20 protein-coding genes and 1 other RNA gene are annotated in these 22,678 nt (G+C 36.4%); 4 read left to right on the top strand and 17 right to left on the bottom strand.

All coding sequences use genetic code 11. The features are described from left to right. The first annotated feature begins 313 nt into the window (after positions 1-313). Positions 314-1,501 (top strand): phosphoribosylformylglycinamidine cyclo-ligase, encoded by a 1,188-nt coding sequence (locus IPK35_13195; GenBank protein MBK8054190.1) that lies wholly within the window; start codon positions 314-316, stop codon positions 1,499-1,501. A gap of 39 nt (positions 1,502-1,540) precedes the next feature. On the opposite strand, the gene yajC is transcribed toward IPK35_13195, so the two are convergent. After that, complete coding sequence (yajC, locus tag IPK35_13190; protein MBK8054189.1) at positions 1,541-1,852, bottom strand: preprotein translocase subunit YajC; 312 nt, start codon at positions 1,850-1,852, stop codon at positions 1,541-1,543. A gap of 120 nt (positions 1,853-1,972) precedes the next feature. Here yajC and IPK35_13185 point away from each other — a divergent pair, with 120 nt between their 5' ends. The 3 genes from IPK35_13185 (at position 1,973) to IPK35_13175 (ending at position 6,305) form a co-directional block, all read left to right on the top strand. After that, positions 1,973-2,539: a sigma-70 family RNA polymerase sigma factor gene (locus tag IPK35_13185; protein ID MBK8054188.1), complete on the top strand. Its 567-nt coding sequence runs from the start codon at positions 1,973-1,975 to the stop codon at positions 2,537-2,539. A 74-nt stretch (positions 2,540-2,613) separates the two neighbouring features. Next, on the top strand, positions 2,614-3,603 hold the full coding sequence (locus IPK35_13180) for a FecR domain-containing protein (protein ID MBK8054187.1): 990 nt from the start codon (positions 2,614-2,616) through the stop codon (positions 3,601-3,603). A 62-nt stretch (positions 3,604-3,665) separates the two neighbouring features. After that, entirely contained in the window at positions 3,666-6,305 is a 2,640-nt protein-coding gene (locus IPK35_13175; protein ID MBK8054186.1) for a TonB-dependent receptor plug domain-containing protein, read from the top strand. Positions 6,306-6,520: 215 nt separating this feature from the next. Here the strand turns inward: IPK35_13175 and IPK35_13170 are convergent, their stop codons facing one another. The 16 genes from IPK35_13170 to ssrA form a co-directional block, all read right to left on the bottom strand. Next, the gene (locus IPK35_13170) at positions 6,521-7,174 is read right to left on the bottom strand and encodes a YigZ family protein (GenBank protein MBK8054185.1); all 654 of its coding nucleotides are present in this window, start codon (positions 7,172-7,174) and stop codon (positions 6,521-6,523) included. 160 nt (positions 7,175-7,334) lie between these two features. Next, positions 7,335-8,138, bottom strand: coding sequence for a DUF2490 domain-containing protein (locus IPK35_13165; GenBank protein ID MBK8054184.1), 804 nt, complete (start codon positions 8,136-8,138; stop codon positions 7,335-7,337). Positions 8,139-8,191: 53 nt separating this feature from the next. Next, on the bottom strand, positions 8,192-10,060 hold the full coding sequence (locus IPK35_13160; protein MBK8054183.1) for a hypothetical protein: 1,869 nt from the start codon (positions 10,058-10,060) through the stop codon (positions 8,192-8,194). A 4-nt stretch (positions 10,061-10,064) separates the two neighbouring features. After that, on the bottom strand, positions 10,065-12,560 hold the full coding sequence (locus tag IPK35_13155) for a DUF2309 domain-containing protein (protein ID MBK8054182.1): 2,496 nt from the start codon (positions 12,558-12,560) through the stop codon (positions 10,065-10,067). A gap of 3 nt (positions 12,561-12,563) precedes the next feature. Continuing rightward, on the bottom strand, positions 12,564-14,153 hold the full coding sequence (locus IPK35_13150; protein MBK8054181.1) for a SulP family inorganic anion transporter: 1,590 nt from the start codon (positions 14,151-14,153) through the stop codon (positions 12,564-12,566). A gap of 219 nt (positions 14,154-14,372) precedes the next feature. After that, entirely contained in the window at positions 14,373-14,729 is a 357-nt protein-coding gene (locus tag IPK35_13145) for a hypothetical protein (protein MBK8054180.1), read from the bottom strand. Between the two features lie 129 nt (positions 14,730-14,858). Beyond that, entirely contained in the window at positions 14,859-15,827 is a 969-nt protein-coding gene (locus IPK35_13140) for a TerC family protein (GenBank protein MBK8054179.1), read from the bottom strand. Between the two features lie 24 nt (positions 15,828-15,851). Further along, positions 15,852-16,325, bottom strand: a complete 474-nt coding sequence (locus IPK35_13135; GenBank protein MBK8054178.1) for a hypothetical protein — start codon at positions 16,323-16,325, stop codon at positions 15,852-15,854. A 171-nt stretch (positions 16,326-16,496) separates the two neighbouring features. Continuing rightward, positions 16,497-16,886: a hypothetical protein gene (locus tag IPK35_13130; GenBank protein ID MBK8054177.1), complete on the bottom strand. Its 390-nt coding sequence runs from the start codon at positions 16,884-16,886 to the stop codon at positions 16,497-16,499. Between the two features lie 102 nt (positions 16,887-16,988). After that, a complete protein-coding gene (locus tag IPK35_13125) occupies positions 16,989-17,156 on the bottom strand; it encodes a hypothetical protein (GenBank protein MBK8054176.1) in 168 nt (55 codons plus the stop codon). After that, positions 17,156-17,683 (bottom strand): TrkA family potassium uptake protein, encoded by a 528-nt coding sequence (locus IPK35_13120; GenBank protein ID MBK8054175.1) that lies wholly within the window; start codon positions 17,681-17,683, stop codon positions 17,156-17,158. Before IPK35_13120 ends, IPK35_13125 begins: the two co-directional genes overlap by 1 nt. Before the next feature lie 10 nt (positions 17,684-17,693). Beyond that, positions 17,694-19,481, bottom strand: coding sequence for a hypothetical protein (locus IPK35_13115; protein ID MBK8054174.1), 1,788 nt, complete (start codon positions 19,479-19,481; stop codon positions 17,694-17,696). Between the two features lie 423 nt (positions 19,482-19,904). Beyond that, complete coding sequence (gene lpxB / locus IPK35_13110) at positions 19,905-21,014, bottom strand: lipid-A-disaccharide synthase (protein ID MBK8054173.1); 1,110 nt, start codon at positions 21,012-21,014, stop codon at positions 19,905-19,907. A 2-nt stretch (positions 21,015-21,016) separates the two neighbouring features. Further along, the gene (locus tag IPK35_13105) at positions 21,017-21,319 is read right to left on the bottom strand and encodes a hypothetical protein (protein ID MBK8054172.1); all 303 of its coding nucleotides are present in this window, start codon (positions 21,317-21,319) and stop codon (positions 21,017-21,019) included. 4 nt (positions 21,320-21,323) lie between these two features. Further along, complete coding sequence (surE, locus tag IPK35_13100) at positions 21,324-22,088, bottom strand: 5'/3'-nucleotidase SurE (protein ID MBK8054171.1); 765 nt, start codon at positions 22,086-22,088, stop codon at positions 21,324-21,326. 161 nt (positions 22,089-22,249) lie between these two features. Next, positions 22,250-22,623: a transfer-messenger RNA gene (gene ssrA / locus IPK35_13095) on the bottom strand. Between the last annotated feature and the right edge of the window lie 55 nt (positions 22,624-22,678).

Raw genomic sequence — 22,678 nt, 5'->3', positions numbered from 1 at the left:
AATTTTTTATTGGCACACCATTACAATTACAAAATGTTGTGAAAAATAAACTATTGGAGACACAAGCTGGTAAATAGAATCCAAAATAGTAAGTGTGTATAACAAATTCCACTTTTTCAGTGTTCTTTTTAATAAATGGTAGAAACGTGGTTGAATTGGGTGGGATGTCTCAAGCTTAGCTTGACAGGCTCTTCAGAGCCTGCCAAGCTAAGCTTGGGAATGAGGGTAGCGATGAAGAAAATTTGAATTCGTGCAGTTTGTTATACACACAAATAGTAACTTTGTACCTTATTTTTCATCGATATAAGAATTAATGAGTGTTCACAACTTAAAATATGACAAAAGGGGTGTTTCGGCGTCCAAGCATGAAGTACATGATGCTATCAAAAAACTTGATAAAGGATTGTTTCCCAATGCATTTTGTAAAATAATTCCTGATGTCACAGGAGGCAATCCTGATTACTGTAATATCATGCATGCTGATACAGCGGGTACAAAAACGAGTCTTGCATATATATATTGGCGTGAGACCGGAGATATATCAGTTTGGAAAGGTATCGTCGAAGATGCTATCGTGATGAATCTGGACGACATGGCATGTATAGGATGTTTGGACAATATAGTGATTTCATCTACCATTGGCAGAAATAAGAGTATCATACCGGGTGAAGTCCTGAGTATTCTGATAAACCATACCCAAAATTACCTGGATAAACTTTCCAAATATGGAATCAATATCACACTGTCCGGCGGTGAAACAGCAGATGTGGGTGATATAGTCCAAACCATAGATGTGGGTTATACGACTTTTGCCAGAATGCGTCGAAAAGATGTCATTGACATAGACATAAAACCCGGAGATTTTATAGTGGGATTCAGTTCTTTTGGTCAGACAGCTTATGAAGATGAGTACAATGGAGGTATGGGATCCAATGGATTGACGTCTGCTCGCCATGATGTTTTCAGTAAGGTGTATGCTGAAAAATACCCAGAATCATACAATCAGTTCATTCCGGATGATGTGGTATACACAGGCAGTAAATTGTTGACAGATAGTATTACTATAAATAATATACCACTCAATATTGGGAAACTGGTATTGTCTCCTACGCGTACCTATTTACCCGTCTTAAAGCCTATAGTCGATACCTACCGTAAGCAAATCAATGGTATCATACATTGTTCAGGTGGTGGACAAACAAAAGTAAGTAAGTTTATAAATAAAAATGTAAGAATCATAAAAGACAATATGTTTGACTTACCACCATTATTTAATCTGATCAGAGAAGAAGCAGGCTTGAGCCTTCATGAGATGTATCAGGTGTTTAATATGGGTCATCGTATGGAGTGTTATGTATCAGAAAAGAGTGTCGCAATGGAAATGATCCAAATAGCGTCATCACTTGGAGTAGATGCCCAAATCATCGGTAGGGTAGAGCCATCATCAAGACCTACTATTGATATCCATCATCAGGGAGAATTGATCAGATATGAGTATTAGTTAGGAATTAGAAATTCCTAATTATTGGTCAGTAATTGACTATTTTGCTTTCCCTTTGTACTGATCTGTCATTTCCTTTGATATCGCACTTGGGACTACTCTGATGAATGTTTTGCTATCCAGTTCCAGAGTTATTGAATTGTCTTCAATCTTGTTGATCTGTCCTATTATCCCGCTGGCAGTGACTACTTCATCTCCTTTTTTGAGTTCTGAAGAAAATTTAGTTTGTTCTTTTTGCTTTTTCATTTGGGGAGCAATAAAGAAGAAATAAAAAAATGCGAGCATTAAGACTGGGAAGATCCAGCTGAAAGCACTAGCACCTGCAGCCTGAAGAACAAAATAAAGTGTCATATTTGTCGTTTTTAAAATGATGGCGCAAATATATAGATAAGTAATGTATTTTTGCTCAATATTTGATAGTTTAGGTCATTGAGAAATCGAATTTTATAAAAAACTGAAATATTTTTATGCATGAATGACTTGCAATTGTGGCAAAAACTCAGATCCGGTGATCAGGCAGCCTTCAAAATCATTTATGACACACATGCACGTGGGCTTGCTACATATGCCAGAAAGTTTACAGATAATGTTGAGCTGATTGAAGATAGTATCCATGATTTATTTGTATCTATATGGCAAAAGAGGGAAGGGCTGAGTGATACTGATTCTATCATCCGGTATATGTGTGTGGCTCTGAGGAGGGAAATCATACGTCGCATTTCTAAGTCTAATCAGGTGTCATCTTTTGATTATGCAGAAAATAAAGAGATCGATTTTGCATTGTCTGTTGAAGATATGATGATCCATGATGAAGTAGATAAAGACAAGAAGGAAAGACTTCAGGAAGCATTCAAGGAATTGAGCAGCCGACAAAGAGAAGCGATATTTCTGAAATACTATCAGGAAATGTCTTACGAACAGATTTGTGAAGTCATGGATATCAATTATCAGTCTGTAAGAAATTTGATTTCGAAAGGGATCATTGAGTTGAAAAGGATCATCGGGTTGATTATCATTCTGTTATCTTTAAATTTATAAAAAATAAAATAATATTAAAGAGTACAAAAATTAAGTGAAATACTTATATCATTGTAACATCACAAATAAGGCATATGAGTAATAAAGATTTACATAATTTTCAAAATGAACTTATTGAAAATGATTCATTTATAAGATGGGTCAAATCAGAGTTTGAAGAGGATGACGATAAATGGTCTGCCTTTATTGATGAACACCCCGAAGAGGAAAACGAAATCAATAAGGCTATTACTTTTGTCAGAAACCTTGAGTTTAAAGACGACCTGGCATTCAGGCAAAAGGATGTTTGGGATAGAATAGCATCTTCAACGAATTTAAGTACTTCGTCCGAAGCAACTATAAAACCATTATTTGGAAACAAGTTTAAAATTATATCACTACTTGCGGCAGCATGCATGCTTTTAGTATTGGTATACAGAATTGGTATTCATACTGAAACGGAAGTAAAAACCGAGTATGCGCAGCAGCTTACGGAATCATTACCTGATGGGTCAAGTGTCATACTTAGTCCTGATTCAAAAATCAGCTATAATGCCAAAGCATGGAACAAAGTCAGAGCAATTGAGCTTGAAGGAACTGCGTTTTTTGAAGTGAAAAAAGGATCTACGTTTACAGTTAATACATCTCAGGGAAATGTTACAGTTCTTGGTACAAGCTTTAGTGTGACTTCAAGAAATAAAACATTTGAAGTAATTTGTAAAACCGGAAAAGTTGCAGTCAAACTCAATAAAAAGGATGGGAAGGAATCAATCCTTCTTCCGGGAGATATGGTTGTTTTGAAGTCGGATTCACTTGCATTTGATGACGGATCAGATGAAAGACCTAATACTGTCTCCTGGCTTGACGGCATATATACATTTGAATCACAGCCACTTTCAGAAGTTGTAAGCGAGCTACAAAGACAATTCAATGTTTCTGTAAATATAAGCGATGGATTGTCAAAATTACCTTATACCGGCTTCTTTAGAAAAAATGATTTAAATGAAGCGTTATATTCAGTGACCTGGCCACTTGGTCTTACATATACAATTGAAAAAAATGGAACTGTGACCATTTCTAAATAGAATAATTGTATTTTTGGTGCAGTTTTAGTTAAAATATCCAAATTATCGAAAACGTTAATTTATTGTGTAAGGTCATTCTCATTATCGTATTTTCATTTGGAAATATCGTGTCGTTATCGTGTCAGGATAGTGAACACTTCTCCATTGTCATAAAAAAAGGAAATACCTGTACAGATGTTCTGGTGTCATTTAAAAATAAGTATAATGCCCTGATAGCTTATTCTCCAACATTATCAGCTTATCATGCTACGGCTGACAGAATATTGACGGCATCTTCAATAGAACATCTTTTTGGAAAAATATGCAGTGTCTATCAGTTGGAATTTGCCAGTAGTGGTCAAAACTCTTTTTTGGTAAGGTCTGAAGCAAAAGATATCGAACAAGCGGAAGATGTCATCCTGCATATCCGGCTTGAAGATAGTCAGGATAAAACACCTGTGACATATGCTGCGATATACGACGACAGTAGACATTATTATGGTTTTACAGATGAGGACGGAGATTGTTTTATCAAAATACCAAAAAACAAAAGGGTGGAAAAACTCAACATCCATTCTTTGGCACATCAGGACAAAACAATAAATATCAACACAGAAAACCTTTTTTTTGAAGTCAAACTGTATCCTGACCCTGTAAAAGTAGTGCCAGTCACTATCAATACCCTGAAGAAAAAACTAAGTTTTACAAAAGGCCAGGCGGTTTCTTCTGATCAAAAAATTCTCGAACAAGTCCTTCAAAGTTCTGTATTTCAAAAGGATGTGATGAGAGCATTGCAGATTTTGCCCGGAGTGAGCGCCATCAATGACTCCAAAGCAGGGATAAGGATAAGAGGTGCTAATGAAGAGGCAACGCTCCTGATATTGGATGAGATGCCGGTATATAAGGCTGATCATTTTTTTGGCATTTTCGGTGCTTTTAATTCTTGGTATGTAAAAGATATTTCTCTCTTCAAAAATAATATACCTGTCGATTTTGGTGGTCGAACAAGCGGACTGGTAAAAATGGAAAGTGAAAAAGCGATCAAACCATTTCAGCTAAATCTTGACTTGAATCTTCTGAATTCAGGTGCGTTTCTGAATATTCCGGTAGGAAATCATTTGGCTTTTTCTTTTTCAGGAAGGACTACCTATACAGAATTGACAAAATCAGGATTTTATGACCTGAGCCAAAGGCAAAATATTGAAAATCCCAATGCATCAAAAAGTGGGACAAGTCAGATAACATCCAATCCATCTTTTGATTTTTACGACATCAACGGAAAGGTGCTATTCAGCAAAGGAAATCACAGAGTAGAAGCCAATATATTCAATAGCAAAGACCGATTCAATGACAAATATGATATCACCTTTAAAGTCAGAAATACTGAAGTCAACGATGAACTCTTTAATCAAGTGAGTCAATGGCAAAATCTCACGACCGGACTGAACTACTCCTACAAAGGAAAAGACTCAGAACTGAAATTCTCAGGATATTTTACCAGTCATTTTAATAATTACGACATTACCAGCAATATAGTACGAAGAGATAAAAACAGAATTATCAGAGACACTGTTAAAATACTCAATCGCAATGATATCAAAGATACAGGACTAAAATTGAGTTATAAAATGAATCAGATGAAAGGTCTGTTATTCGGATTGGAACATATCATACACGACAATGAATTGTACATTGAAAATGATAAAAATCCCGTTTTTGAAATCAACAGAAGAGCCTCTGAATCAAGCATCTTTACTCAAATCTCCTTTGGGGACAAAAGTGATTTGTACATAGAACCTGGTATCAGGACTTCGGTTTTCCATAGTTTAAAGACCTTTTATTTATTGCCACAGATATATATCAGCAAATCATTACAGAAAGATATGCTCATCAAAGCTTCTGCAGGAAGGCAAGCTCAGTTGGTAAGGCTGTTTGAGCATGAAAATGCCCTGGGTCAGAAGCAACAGTTTTTTGCATTGAGCAATAATAGCAGCGTCCCTGTAGGCATAAGCAATAACATCATGCTCGGCATCTGGAAGTCATTTGGACGTCTGAATCTTGATATAGAGGCCTATTACAGGACGCTGGACGGTGCTGTCATACATGCCACCCAAATGCCGGGATTACGCCCTCCTGATCCGGGAGTCATTTCAAATGGTTTTTTACTTTTTAAAGGAGAAAGTCAAACCAAGGGGATTGATATATCTTTTTCTTATGAGCATGATAAATATTTTTCTATGCTCACATATACTTTGAGTAAGTCGGACAATCGATTTGCTCAACTCTTTAAAAATCAACTATTTCCATCATCAGAAGATAGCAGGCATCAGCTGAAGTGGGTCAACACCATTTCTATTGGCAAATTTGACTTCTCCGGAACGTACATTGGTGCCACAGGCAGACCTTATCTTGACCTCTCATCCATTCGCACACCGATAGAACGGGCAAATCTCGTTGTGGAGCACTACATTCAAAAACTGCCTGCATATCACAGACTTGATGTCGGAGCATATTTTAAATTTAAACTTGCAGGATATGATTCCAGAATTGGCTTTTCTGTATTTAACCTGATGAATCGGGTGAATGTCAAATACCGTCAGTTTGTTTATCAGCTTCCTCCACTGCAAGGACAGCAAAATCTTGTCAATACCATTTTAGGATCTGACGTAGCCCAGTTGGAAAGGACCTTTAATGTCAGTTTTAATATAGCTATTGAAAAGTAAAAATAGGTATCATAGATTGAAACCTACCACTGTAAAGAGTGGTTTCGGATTCTCCGCCGCGGCGGATACGCTCAACCACCGTTTTTGACTTGAATATCGGTGGTGGCTGAGCGCAGTGCTAACGGAGTCGAAGCCACTTAAGGATACTATCCTTTTTGAAACCTATCTTTGAACACAAGCTTCATCATAGTAAGATTTTATAGGAATTATCTCATTTATTCAAGAAGCTTTTTAATCCTGCAAAACTCAACAACTGTATCTTCAGATACCTGATCCAAGCTGACACCAAGTAAGTGACTTTTTAAAAGGATTATTTTTTTTGTCGCTTCTGAATTTCTGATTTCAATTTTTACAAAACATTGATTATCAAAGGACTTCTCCAAGATATTAATTTGGTTTGTTTTTAGAGATGCCAGGATGGAGCCCATGTGCTCATAAGTAAATGTAAGCACATACTTGGTAGTCTTAAATTTTTCAATGACTGATGCATTTGACAAACCTTCTATGGCAGCCTGACGATAAGCATGAATCAAACCTGAAGCTCCAAGCTTGGTACCTCCAAAATATCTCACCACCACAATAAGGATATCTGTGAGATTGTTACTTAGGATTTGTCCAAGTATAGGTTTTCCTGCTGTACCGGATGGCTCTCCGTCATCATTTGACCTGAAGCGGTTATTATCCAGACCTATCTTATAAGCAAAACAATAGTGACTGGCTTTCGGATGTTCTGATTTTATCAAAGCCAAAATAACCTGGAGGTCGTCTTCGCGGCTGAATGGGTGGCAGTAAGCTAAAAATTTACTTCCTTTTTCTTTGTACTCACCAAATGTGGTTGAATGGATGGTAAAATATTGATCATTTAACATAAAAAGCTAGAAAAATTAAATTTACCAAAGATAATCCAATCAAGGTTGTATACAAAACGCAAAAGATCTTGATTTAATATCATTTTCTTTAACTAATTAAAAGCCAAAGTCTTAAATCTCGCTATTATTTATGGTTTTATAAAGCTGTAAGTATAAATGTTTAATTCTTGTTTTGTTTTTTGCTCCAATCGAATGATAGTAATAAATTGAAAATCAGTCCGTTGTTATGCTGAAAAACATTTCGGCCGTCAATTTCTCTTGCCAGCTGAAAAATATGATTGAGGTATCCTGCCTCCATTCTTATCCGGCTATCAAATCTGTAACCCAATAAAAACGCCAATCTGTTTTGGTCAAATATATTTTCATTCACATTTTTTCCAAATCCTATCATCGCTTCATTAGATGCTGCCAGAAATACTGTATTGTCATCCATCGACTGCTTAAATAATGGGATTTGCATACGAAGCATGTATCTCCACCTATGGCCATAGACATATGAATCTTCTTTTTCAAGAGCTCCATTTGAGTATCTGCCTATCCATCTTTGTTCGAGCATAAATCGATGAGACAGCTCCAATCGGGATATCTTATCTGTCAATAATAATGCCTGAAACATCCTGTGTTCAGTAAACTCTTTACCAAAACCATTGAGGGGATAAACTCCATAAGGAAAGTTTTCTATTAATGCATAACCAATCCTGAATTGAACTTTTGGGTGTATTTGGTAATTTAAACTGCTTCTCCATAATCCTGCCATAGGTTTGTTTACCAGTTCCACTCTTCTCCAATGGAATTCTGTAGTAAACCCTATTTTGGAAGAAATTTTAAATGTACTGTTTACACTAAACCATCCAATTGTACTATTATCACTTAGCCTGCTATTTTGGGCCTGAAGTGTATGATTTACTATTAATACAAAGACAAAGACAAATACAATAGGATATAAATATTTTTTAGTCAACATTTTGATAATGTTAAAGTTTGTAATAAAATAATATCATGCTTATAGTCAATCACTTAAGATGATCTCTGCGCTATTTCGTGATATCGCTTCAGGTGTGGTCCCAAAAATATTCTGGCATACATTCTGATCAACGCAATGCCGGATATGACAAAACCGAGCGCAAGATAAAAAGCTAAAAAGATTTGATCGTATGCTACATGAGAAAAAAGTATATCTTCTCCTATAAATGTTGATGTAATAGGAAATCCTGCCAAACCCAGACAAGCAACTAAAAATAGAGATGCCATCTTTGGGTACTCATAGACATGCCCCTGAAACCTGTTCAAATCTACATCCGGTTCGGCTTTGGTCATTTTCCAAAGGATGATATATCCAAGAATTCCGGACAATATTACACCTGCTAAATGAAAAATAATTTCATACATGGTTAGCGCATCATTAAAAGATATGGCCAACGTGACCCAAAAATGATTCATTATCAAAAGTGTCCAGACCACAAATACATTTATCCGACCAGCATAAGCTCTGAATACTAAAAACAATCCAATCAAAGCAAAGATCTCTGGCAAAAATTCAACAATGACTTCCGGTAAATTAAATCTGGTAATTTGCAATATTACACCTAGAAAAAAAGTAGGTATTGTAATAAAATACAGATTGCGGATATTTATAAATTTCAATAAATTCCCCAAATTTTTAAATGGCTTCCACAATAATCTATCCAATAGCTCATCCATATTGTACTCCTTGATACTCAATAAAAATAATGAATATTCCAGTTTTTTATACAAATGGGTACCAATATGTTCATGTTTAGGTTCGAAATGATAAAATTGTTCTCTGATCAGATAACTCACAGCAGAAGGCGACACAAGCAACTGATATGTTCTCAAAAAAGCATTTCCTGCAAAATGAAAAAGCGCCATTGTCTCAAAACCCAATGCTAATTCTAAAAACATTAACCCAATTTGCGCTACTGAAGCATAGGCGATCTGGCTTTTTACTGAAGATTGTACTCTACCTATTGATGCACCGATAGCAGCAGTAAATATACCTACTCCACCAATCAAAATTCTGGCAATCAGCTGATGTTCCCAAAATGGCATGGTCCTGATTAATAAAAACAATCCCAGGTGAACAGATAAGGAACCATAAAAGATGGCGCTTGAAGGAGTCGGCCCTTCCATAGCCCTGGGGAGCCAGGACGAAAACGGAAACTGGGCAGATTTGGCGCAAGCCGCAAGTAAGATCATGACTGAAATGAATAGTCCAAACATAGTGTGACCTTCGAGATGATGGTGCACCAACTCATAATTTTGTATCTTTTCGAAAGTAATATTTTCGTGCCATAAATGGTGGCTTGCCCACATCGCAAGTATGATACCCACATCTCCTATACGATAGATAGAGAATACCTTAAAAGCGTTTTTGACCGGAAGATATCTTTCCCGATAGAAAGCCACCAAAAGGAATGATGTCAAGCCCAATATTTCCCAACCGATAAATAGTGTCTCCAGATTACCTGCAAATACTGCAAGCGTATAGCCGGCATAGAAAAACAAAATGGTATAAAAAAATCTTTTGTATCCTGATTCTCTGTGCAAATATATTCTGCTGTATGTGGTGACCAGAAATGTCAGCATGGCACCTACCACACAATAAACAGCTGTAACTAGATCAAAATAAAAGTCGATAAAAAAGTTCATATCATGACTTTCATATATGGAAAATTCCTTTAGGTTTACCGTTGGAAACCCTTCGATACCCCAAAATATCAAAAGACCCAAAATAGCAAAAAAATGCATCCCAATCATTCCGAAAGTAAACCCGGATATTAATTTTTCATTTGCTTTGGGAATAAGTAATGAGATCAGAAAAGCTGCAAATGGCCAAGCAATCAATAATTCCAATATTCTTTCCATGATTCTATTCTTTTATGATTAATACAGGAAGGTTGTCACTTTCTGTTTTGAAGAGGGATTCAACATCTGTCACCGTTGATGGCACAAAATCCGGTGTGTAATCAAAAAATGACCCATCTTTGAATCGGGTGATTTTTTTTGTATCAGGATGGATAACCACCAAATGTACCCATTCATTGATGAACCATTCATACAGTTGTGGAGTGCGTTGTATGGTTTTCAATGCGATATCATCAAAATGTTCTACAATGATCAGCAATCTCAGGGGATCGTGGACTTCTACCATTTGATTGGGAAGTCCAGGGCGCAAATCTCCGTCTATTCCATTGGCTACACCAATCAATCCCATCACATTATGCGGCAACTTAGTCCCCGCTCCCAATTTAAGATTGTCCACTCTCGAAAAATAGTATTCCAGATTGATTCCACCACAAACCGGGGCAGCAGCTGAAAGGATATTAAACAGATAGTTTCCTTCCGGATCTATGGCATAATCATACGAATTCATAAAAGCTCTTCGATCCAGAAACAGATCTTTGGTCAGCTCCCTACGTCCTATAATGCAAAGTGCATTGGTGGCATGATTGAGCTCAGGTCTTGGTTCAAATAAGGATACTGATCGCTTCTTGACTGCTTGATGGAGCTTTTTGAGATCTGATTTTGAGCTCGTCGTGGCAAATCTGCGGGCTCTTTCCCTTGCATTCCTTTCCAAAGCCTGATTAAAAACTTGTTTAGTATGTTTATGCAAATCAGTTTTTGCGAGATCTGGAAAATTATCGTCATAAAATTCGATTTCATCCCTTGTAGTGTCGTGTAATGCTCCCAGGAATGTAGTTTTGGCAGGAATATCTATTCCTCTCTCACGAAGCATGCTGCGTACTTCCGGATGATTGGCCATATAACTTATCACTCTGGCATTGACTGAACCAGGTCTGCCAGAACAAGCTCCACAGTCATATCCTGCATAGTGGGTATTATTGACACTACTGGCGCCATGACCTACAGCATATATAATGGGTGCAAAATCTTTGACCAATCCGATACTTTTGAGCAATCCTTCCACTCTGTCTGCCATTTCGGGTATGGTAAATCCGATCTGCATACCATCTTCTTTGATTTTAGTATTGTGATTTTCGATGGTGAGCTTCGAAAATTTATCCATGTGTCTGAAAGATAGGGTGGTGGCCGGGCTCAATCTGGGTGTAAAAATGTTGATAAATAGTCTGATGGCGGACCAAAAACCAATCGTATGAGTGATCAACCAACCAAAAAAGAGAGAATGGGTATAGTCTGCAAAGTGAAAATCTTTTTTGTTCTTCTTGTTATCGACTTCTTCCTTGATGAGATATGGCGGATTCATGGGAGCAGGACATACTTTCATAGAAAATTTCCCATCCTTGGGTTTATAGTAAAACGCAACTCCAAAAAATCCGGGGGTACCGTATGTTTGAGCACGTGGTTCTATGTCTTCTACATATCGCCTGAGTGAACATTCTCTGTCATCGATACAAAATAATGCCTGAAATGCTGGTGATTCCGGCTGGACTTCTTTGGCATGATTATTTTGTAATCCTCCAAGTACCTGATCATAAAAAGACCACTCAAAAGCATCTTGCCATAGATGAAGAACCTCATGATATTCTGTCTTTTCAACTTTATCAAAAAGGGGTTGCACTTTTTTGGTGATCCTCATACTCAGTGGTAACCAGTTTTCACCAAATTTATGGTCTAATGTGTCAATTTCCAGCAATAGTTCAAATATAATCAGATCCTGAAGCGAGATCCGTCTGGTATCCAGCAAGGTTTGTGGCATATCTTCTATTACAGAAACGATACCTGACCAACCTGGATGCGCAAATTGCTGATCAAACAAGTAATGTTCATACAATTTTTCATCACCCACCAGGATTTTCAGCAAGTCGCTGATTTCGCATTTTCGGTCCATAAGTAGCCGTTTTGCTCTTGGAGTTTTAAAAAAGCTGGTATAAGTATTGCGTTCCATCTCTCTGATGGTTGTCAGGAAGCCCTTATTCCATACCGGAAACCCCCAAATAGCAATCCCCTGATCGAGATAACTGCATAAAAACCTGAATAAAAACGGCTGAATCGCCAGATCGAGATCTACTGAGTATAAATCTTTCCAATGATTGCGCAAATGACTCCTTCTGCCACCAAAATGATCTGAATAATTTCCGGAAATCATTTTGTCTTTCCAATTGTCTGCATTTGATTGACCTTTTTTATCCAAGATAACTTTTTCCAGTGTGGCTTCAGAAATCTTTTTTTGACTAAACAGATCTCTGTATTCTACAAGAGAAAGACTGGTTTTGTATCCAAATATCTGACTTGCCTGTGTGATCGCATCATAAAATTTTCTGTCCTGAAAAGCGTGTAACGTGTTATGATGAATGAAATCTTTTAACGCTGCCTGTGCCGGAAGATAATGTTTCAGGTGATGAATGACGTTTTCTTCTTTGAAGATGAACTCATGTTTCTGCATAACTTAACTAGTTTTTTTTCTCGCTGCTAAATGGTGTTTAGATAAGGATTTGTGATCATCGAGTCCAATGATGGTCACGTGACCTCCTGTTGCTTCATAATCGTGTTTGAAGTGATCCAGGTTTTTCATGACCGAGTGGTCTGTTACTTTTGTATTGTTCAGATCAATCGTAACATTAAATCCGCTGGGAATACTTTCCAGTTTGTTTTTAATCCCAATAAAATTGGTAAATAGTGCGGCTTTGTCCACCACTACTAAATAATCATCTCCTTCAAAAGATATTTCAACCGGAACTTTGAAAAGAGACCTGAGTGGAACCCCATGAAACAGATGAATAATGATTTTTAAGAGCATACCTGCTGCTATTCCTATCAATAAGTCTTCAAATAGAGTAAAAATGATGGTAACCAGAAAAATGGCCAACTGCTCTTTTCCTATATTGAAAGTATGAATAAATTCTTTAGGATGTGCCAGTTTTATACCTACTGCAATAAACATGGCAGCCAAAGCAGCATTGGGAGTCATTTCTATATACTTGGACGCTGTCAATACAAATAACAAAATAAAAAAACCATGAAAAAAGTTTGCCCACCTTGTTTTTGCGCCATTATTTACATTGGCCGAACTTCTTGCTACTTCAGCGATCATTGGCAATCCACCCAAAATGGAGGTAATGACATTTCCAATGCCTACAGCTATCAGATCTTTGTTATTGTCTGATTTTCTTTTGTGTGGGTCTAATAAATCAATGGCTTTTACGGTCAATAAAGATTCCAGAGTTCCTACCAGAGCAAACATGATGACATATTTTATAAAAATACCTGGTGTTGCGATACCACCAAAATTGATATTCAGATGCAGATTTTCCATAAGATTGCCAATATGTACCAAAGCGTATGATGGTTCTGTATGTTGAAAATCCATCAGAAGTTCACCTGGTACAGCAATCATAAGTACAATCAAAGGAGATGGGATTTTTCCTATTGAATATTTTTTTAAATATGGCCAACCCAACATTATCGCTAAGCTAAGGACTCCAATCAAAGCACCTCTGGGATCCAGATTACTAAAAACGGTGGGTAAGGAACTTAAAATATCGATGGGTCCTTTTCCTGCCATAAGTTGTGGATTGACGTTTAGTAACACTGGCAGCTGTTTTGCTATGATGATAATGCCAATAGCTGCAAGCATACCATGAATGGCCGAAAGTGGGAAAAAGTCTGTCATCTTTCCAAATTTTAGAACTCCAAACAGGATTTGTACTAATGCTGCAACAAACATAGCCCCCAATGCCAGATGCCATCCTGTCTCACCACCACCAAAATCTGCTACCGAACCGGCAACTATCACAATCAAACCGGCAGCAGGACCTTTTATAGTAAGTCTGCTTCCCATGAAAAAACTAACAATCATACCACCTACGATGGCAGTGATCAATCCCATAATAGGGGGAAAATCTGAAGCTTTGGCTATGCCCATACTCAGTGGCAAAGCCAGTAAAAAGACTATAAAGCCAGAAATGGCATCAGAACTGAAGTTCTCCCTAAGACCTGCAAAGCCTTCTTTCGGAAGGTGTTTATTTTTATTTTTCATTTGTTTAAATTTATTTTAAAATTAATACCAGATGGAATTCGCCTCAACGATTAAAAAATAATCATGGTGGTTTGCGAAATAAACCATGCTTATTTTTTTGTGGATATCACGATATTAATTTTGATTATTGATCCATATAACTATTAAGCCCTGCCAGCTTAATTAAACGCTAGCCGGGTACTATACAAAATATCCAATCAAGGAGTATTTATAATTAGATTATGCCAGATGAAACTTCCAGCTATGGAACAAAATAAAGAGTGGGGTGTCTGTTTGAAATGAAGAAACATTAAATTCTTCTGCTGATACTTTCCCGCTGAAGTTGGAATTAAAATATGGATGAACCTTTACAACTGAAAAATATTTGAAGCTTTTTTCATATTCATCTTCATCTATTTCTACTTCTGCATCTGTTTCTAAAATTTCAAAAGGGGAAAAGTTATTGGAATTGCTATTAGTTGAATTCTTGATGGAGCAAGAATCTTCATCTTCGACATGGAATCCTGTAGTAGAATTGGTTAAAGTATTTAAACCCTGGAGGTTGTAAATTACCCCAACTTCCAATAGAAATGCCAATAAAAAAAATCTTACAAAAGCTAACACTACAGAATCAAAAATTTAAATTGAACAAAAAACTGCGTAAAAGTAATGCGAATATCGAAAAATTTATTGTATTTCAGAATAAAAATCTTCAGCAAGGCACTATTAATTGCTTTCCACATGTCCATGAGGGTGCTCTTTTTTATACTTTATTGAGAAGTAAACACCTGCGAAAATAGACACAGCGATGATACCGAGTGATATTCCCAATGGCAAATGAAAATGATTGGCTAAAATCAATTTTATACCTACATATATCAAGATTACAGTAAGGCTATATTTAAGGTAATGAAACGAATCCAGCATATTGGCTACAAAAAAGTACATAGATCTCAATCCCAGTATAGCGAAAATATTGGATGTAAATACGATAAAAGGATCTCTGGTGATAGCGAGTATGGCAGGAATACTATCCAAAGCGAACATGATATCAGTAAATTCGATAAGTATTAAGGCCAACAGTAAAGGTGTAGCAATAGTAAGTCCTCTTTTATTGATAAAAAATTTCTGTCCGTCTATTCTTCCTGTGACCGGCATAAATCGTCTGATGGTCCTGTATACCCAGGATTGTTTTGGGTCGAATTCCTTTTCTTCATCACTTAAAGCCATTTTGATCGCTGTAAATATCAAAAATGCACCAAATACATACGTTGTCCATTTAAATTGTTCTATCAGGACTACACCGAATAGTATCATCAATCCTCTGAATACCAATGCCCCGATAATTCCCCAAAACAAAACACGATGCTGATATTTCTTAGGAATTTTAAAAGATCTGAATATCATGGCAATCACAAAAATATTGTCAATACTTAAGGTCAACTCTATGATGTATCCGGTCAGATACTCTATCGATGCATCAAATGGAACAGCTGTTTTTGCCATTTCTCCCAACCATCCGTTTTGATATATGAAATACACCAGGATGGAAAAACTCATACCTAAGGTGGTCCAAACCAAAGTCCATCTGCTGGCTTCCTTGTAGGAAATTTCATGAGCGTGCCTGTTAAAAACACCAAGGTCCAATGCAAGAAAAATACCTATCATCAATAAAAAAAGTGACCAGATAATCATAGATTGTTGTTTGTTTTTTTGAAATTATTTTGTTTGCCTTATTTGGTCATTGATGATCTTTTCCCATTCAATTGCTTCCAAAAGGTCACTCCCGGGAGTCGGTTGTACATCAGCATCATACACCGGAATATTAACTTCTTTATTGTGTTTTAATTTAAGGTGCAAAGATACCTTTTTTAATATACTTAATCCTGTTTCATGCACTTGTTCTGTATTATACTGTTTTGAAACATTACAATGGATTATTTCTGAGATATCCACAATAAGTAAATCATCTTTATCTGAGTTGTTTATAAAGAAAAGTTTATTTTGTTCTTTGTCTAAGCCTATTGCACCAGCTTGCCATTGCCCCGTTTTTTTCGGTGACAGGTTGTTTTGATTGGCCAAAGTTTTTAATTTGGTTATTTCTTTACTGCTTTTTTTACCTCCAATAAAGAAATAGATCATAGGTATCAGGATTATAAGTATGATTATACTGTTTATTAAAATAGTTGACATGATTTTTGTTTTTAAATGATAAAAAATTAGAAATCAGGCATCAAAGTTTATTTGTTTTCTGATTTCTTAATGGGTTTCACAATTGGTGCAAACAGAAATTGTTAATAGTATTGTGACTATTAAACAAAAATTAAATGACCATAGTAAATGAAAAAAAATGATGAAGTAATCTTACCAAAAAGTATGATGGGGAAAGATAAGTTTTCTAGAAGCTATGTTGGTCCAGGATATAATTTCAAAGTAATTGAAAGGCAATAGGGGTTTTACTCTCTTTATGAGAATTGCACACTCATAACTTGAAGCCCGAAAAAAGTAAGAAGGCAACTGCTGCTGAGATTTGGTAGCTAGATCTGCACTAAATGGAGCAATATCATTTTTAAAGATGGTAGATAGTCTTAATCCATTATTTTCAGAAATTGATGCAGTTTTATACTGAGTCTGAGTACAAAAATCATAATGCAGTGCAGAAATAAAAGATAATGAAAAAGTAAAAAATATCAATACCCAAACCTGCAGGAGTTGCAGAGTTGATAAAGGGTAATATGTATTTGTTGCAGACATTTTATTCATTTTAAACAAAGAGGAAATAAAATAGTTTTTCGGTCATTTAATAGGATACCCCATTTTTTTTACAAAAATGCAACTGTGTTGTCTGAAAAAATATTATGAACTCTCTTCAATAAAGAGGTCGATATTTTCTTTTTTACCAAAAACCAGTAAAAGATCATCTTCTTCAAATTGATAGACCGAGTGCAGGATACCATGCACTTCTTTTTCGTAATAGGTACTTCCTAAGTAGTTTTTTCTTTCAGTTTGTTTAATGACAGTCACTATATGTACCTTATATTTCTTTTTACATCGACATCTGCAAGGGTTAATCCTATTATTTTTTTTGGAATGTTGACCTCAACAATTTCATATTCTCCGTGAAGTTCCATTGACTTGATGGCGCCTTTTACCATAATCCGATTTGATAATTCATGCGCATATTCAGCTTCAGGTTCGATGATTTCTGTTATCTGCATCGCCTCCAGAATTGTTTTATGCAACGGTGAGAGTGAACGAACAATAATCCTGCCTTTGTAATGTTTTTTGATCAATGCAGTGGATGTGACTGATGCACCTATATTTTCGCCAATGGCAATGACAACCAAATCACAGTCGTCGATCGGAAGGTAGTTGATACAAGCATCTTCGCTTGCATCTAGGCCCATGGCATGATTGATCTTATTCTGGATCATGTCAACTCTGGATGGATTACTGTCCACGCCAAAAACTTCATGACCATCTTCAGTCAATTTTATAGCAAGATTGCCACCAAAATTGCCTAATCCAATAACAATTATTTTTTTCTTCATGATTCTGATGCTAATTTATAAAAACATTTTCTTTTGGGTAATATGGTGTAATACCTGATTTGTGTTTGGAAAAACTATTGAATATGCCGATGAGAAAAGTAAGGAAACTCACTCTACCCAAAAACATCAAAAAGATAAGAATCAGGCAGGATGAATTGTCAAGGCCCGAAGTGATACCAACACTTAATCCTACTGTGGAGTATGCAGAAATGCACTCAAACAATATATATTTAAATAAAATGTCAGGATGTGAAAATGCTATCAGAAATGTACCAAAGCTTATTGCAAATATAGAAAGCAGAATCACTGCATTTACCTGGTTGATGGTTGAAGGAGGAATTTCTCTGTTTCTCAGGATGAGTTTTTCTTTTCCTGTGATTTGATTCCAGAGATTAAGCAAAGCAACTGCAAAAGTTGTAGTTTTGATACCACCGCCCGTAGATGCCGGGGAAGCACCGACCCACATGAGTGCCATGATGAGCATTAAAGCAGGAATTCCAAGTTGAGCCATATTTACATTATTGAATCCTGCTGTGCGAGCAGTTGTAGAATTAAAAAATGATACAACCACCTTTCCGAATAAGTTGTGTTCACGTAATGTACTTTGGAATTCCGCAATCATAAATAGAATTGTTCCAATAATCAAAAGAATGACAGTAGTTCTTATGACTATTCTACTATTAATCGTGCTTCGGACGGGTACAATTTTATAATCCAGGTTCAAAGGCATTAATTTATATACAAATTTCATGAATGCATTCTTCATTATATAATAATGATTGATCATAACTGAATAACCTATTCCACCAGTAATTATTAACCAACATATAGTCAATTGCAGAAAGTAATTATACTTTACGGATTCTTCATAAATCGAGCTTGAAAGTGTAGAAAAACCAGCATTGCAAAAAGCAGATATGGAGTGAAATATTGAAAAAAATATAGATTTTCCATCAAATACTGCTTCTGATGAAATGCTCACATAAATCAAAATTGCCCCAATAAGCTCAACTAATACTGTGATGGATATAACTTTAAATAAACTCTTGAAGGTATTTTTATTTCCCATTTCTTTTATGAGGTCACCCATCATTGCTCGGTTTCGAAAACTTGTTGATGATTGAAAGATCAAAGCAAATATATTGGTCACCGTCAATACGCCCAAACCTCCAAGCTGTATGAGTATAAGAATGATAATTTGACCAAAAAACGTAAAATCTTTGCCTGTATCCAAGACGGCAAGGCCGGTGACAGTAACTGCACTCGTAGATGTAAAAAGTGCCTGCATGAATGTGATGCTTTTTGTTGTTGCTGCCGGCAGCATAAGACAAATTGCACCAAACAAAATCAGAAATACAAAGCTGATTATGAATAATACGGCCGGATGAATATTATAATTACCAAGATTGGCTATTTTGAAGGATATTGCTAAAAACCCGATGAATATAGCTAAAAAAAGTCTGAACCCACTTACATCAAATTCGTGATAAAATAAGTCTAACCACCAAATTAAAGAAATAAAAAGATAAAATCCTGAGATTATTATAAATGAGATTCTGGCCACTTTCAAATACCAATTTGTCGTGATGAGATACAAATAAACACTCATCAACACAGTCATGATCGCAAAAACAACATTAAGTGGCTTGTAGACCATCTCAAAATCTGCAAGATTAAAATATCCGGTTCCTGTTTCGAAAAGGTGACCGAAAACGATAATTATTGCAAAAAAAAAGATCAGATTAGTAAAGGATCTAAAGTTCCTGTCTCCAAATTTTATAAAAGAAGGGATAATCATAAGCTTTCAATGGTTACAGATTCTTATGTACTTGGTCCAAATAAATTTGGATGAAGGGACTTTAGAATTTCTATATTGCATTTTGGAATTCATTACATTTGGACTGCAAAGGTAATGTATCAAACACAATTTAATGGCGAAAGATATTTTTTAGGTGCATTTTATTTTTTCGCACTGTGCTCGATTTCTTATCAAGCATCGTTTGATCGTCGTAGCTTTTAGCTACGATGCAATAAATTAAGGCATCTTGACTAAATCGCAAAAAAATTGATGATTTTTAATGTGTGGCGAAAAAATGAAATACACCCTATTTTTTTGATGATTTTAATATATCCTTTGGGTTGGTTTTACACGGGTCATAACCTTATGAACTTTCTTGTATGGTTATTCAACTTTAACACTTTTCAAACAAATCTGAAAACCTTAACCTTTGGAATTCAATTCAAAAATCGCCCTTGCCGCCTTTTCAGATGCTCCTTTTTCTCCAAGCAGTGTTTTGATAACTTTATATTCTGTTTGAATATCTACATGTCGTATCTTCAGATTTTCAAGTTCATTGACCAAATTATCTGCAGTTAAATCATTTTGTATCAACTCTTTGACAACTTCTTTATCTGCGATCAGGTTGACCAATGAAATATATTTAAGGTCAATGAGCCATTTAGCGATGTGATAAGATATTATATTGCCTTTGTAACAAACCACCTGGGGAACACCAAAAAGCGCAGTCTCCAAAGTGGCAGTACCCGAACTGACAAATGCATATCTTGCTTTACTGAGTAAGGTATACGTTTGATTTTTTAGCAGTGTAGGTTTTTCAGCAAGGCCAGAGTCAGCTATGATTTGTTCATAAATGACATCATCAATGGATGGTGCTGCGGCGATGACGATGTGATAAGGCTGGTTTTTGCAAGCCTGCAACATGACAGGAAGCATAGTTTTTATTTCCTGTTTTCTGCTACCTGGCAGTAAAGCCAATATTTCTTTGTTACCTGAGATCAGCTTAAGTGCCTGATCGTCAGGAGAAAAGTTGTGAATAGCGTCTAACAGTGGGTGGCCGACATAAAGAGCTTTATAACCAAAGTGATTAAAAAATTTGGGCTCGAATGGCAGGATGACGATAAGTAGTTCAGTGTATTTTCCCAAGTCATGAACTCTGCTTTTATGCCATGCCCAGACTTGAGGAGTGATATAATAAACGACCTTTATTCCTTGTTGTTTAGCCCATTTGGCAATTCGAAGATTAAAACCGGGATAGTCTATAAGTACCAATACATCCGGATGAAAGCTTAGAATGTCTTTTTTGCAAAAACTGAGCAGGGATAGTATGGTTTTTAGATTTTTAATCACTTCAACAAATCCCATAAAAGCCAGTTTTTTGAAGTGTTTGACCAGATCACCACCTGCGTCAGCCATTTTATCTCCACCCCAGCACCGAATCTGACTATTAGAGTCAAGTATTTTGAGTTGTTTTATCAGATTTGATCCATGAAGATCTCCGGATGCTTCGCCTGCAATCAGATAATATTTCACAATCAGTTGATTAACTCCATATAAAATTTATACATCCAGGCACCTGCATAAATCAGGGTAGGGAAGACCATACCTCTTACTGTCTGGTCCCATTTTTTGGAAACAGCGACATTGAAAGGTATAAGGACAGTACATATCGCGATCAAAGCAGTGGTTCTGAATCTTTTGGAAGCAGAACTAGATGTGACTTCATCCATGATACCCCAGACAGTCATCTGCTCAAACAAAAACTCTACAACTACAAAACCCAACACAGGTGTAATACAACCCAGCACCAATCCCATCAATAAAGAATTTTTTTCCATTGCATTATAATTTTTCCATATATTTAAAATCCTTAATAGCAGTATGGTGTGTCAGATCGTGGTTTGAAGGAACCACTGATACATATTTGCTTTTCAGTGCGATAATATCGTGATCATCCATATGTTCCGGTTCGAATGATACAAACTTTCCGGTGAGCCAATAGTATTTTTCGCCCCTTGGATCAGTTCCTTCCTGAAATTCTTCGACCCAGGTGCCATCTCCCTGACGGCATACTTTGATACCGTTTATGTCTTCAAGTTTGCCTGATGGTATATTGACATTCAGCAATTTGCATCCATTCATAGGATTTTCCATGACAGATTTGATGATTTTTTCTGCATAATGTTTGGCAGCTGTAAAATCTGCATCAAAACTCATATCTAATAACGAAAAACCAATAGAGTCTATTTTTTCAAGACTGGCTTCCATAGCCGCTGACATAGTGCCCGAATAAATGATGTTGATAGATGCATTGGCCCCGTGATTGATACCTGAAAGACAAAGGTCTATTTTTTTATCTTTTAGTAAAACGTTTTTTGCCAGTTTGACACAATCTACAGGAGTTCCGGAGCATTCATAAGAGTCTATGCCCTGGAAAATATTAACTTTCCTGAGTTTTAGTGGTTGATTGATAGTGATGGCATGGCCTTGACCTGATTGTGGTGAATCCGGTGCAACAACGACCACTTCGCCAAATTTTGAAGCTACTTCTACCAGGGCTTTGATACCGGGAGCAACTATACCATCATCATTGGTGATAAGAATCATTTTATATCAATTGAAGCGCAAAGTAACATAAAGTAATTGTGAATTGGCAGCGAAAGGTTGTCTTTTTGGTTAAAATTAAAAAATGTCAAAAAAATTGAATATAATAAATAATGAAAATTTATAATTTAAAAAGGCTTGTAATACAATTGATTACAAGCCTTTTGTGGAGATGCAGGGACTCGAACCCTGGTCCAGACAAAGCATCTGAATGCTTTCTACATGTTTATCTTCTGATCGGGTTTTCGATATCAGGCAGGTACAGAAGCCCACGACGCCTTCAACTTATCTTCTGTGTTTTCGGATCATGATCGAAGCATCTCACTCACCTAGTCCGCGGGTCTGTTGAAGTGCGGCTACCGGCATATATCGGACGTCATCCGGGCGGCACTAAAAGCGTTGTAATCCTGGATTACGCAGCTAATGCGAAGTTATTATCGCCATTTGTGTTTTGATCATCATTTGATAACGGAGTGAACAATCGTGCTCCGACATGCTTACAAACCGATTTTCTCTCCTGTCGATACCAGTCATCCCCATTTTAGTTTGTGATATATAGAACGAATATTTGCAACCATTTGTTCCCTTGAATG

The sequence above is a fragment of the Saprospiraceae bacterium genome (genome assembly GCA_016713025.1).
Classification (GTDB): domain Bacteria; phylum Bacteroidota; class Bacteroidia; order Chitinophagales; family Saprospiraceae; genus OLB9.
The sequence above is the reverse complement of the archived record's forward strand: the minus strand, read 5'-3'. Positions and strand labels throughout refer to the sequence as shown.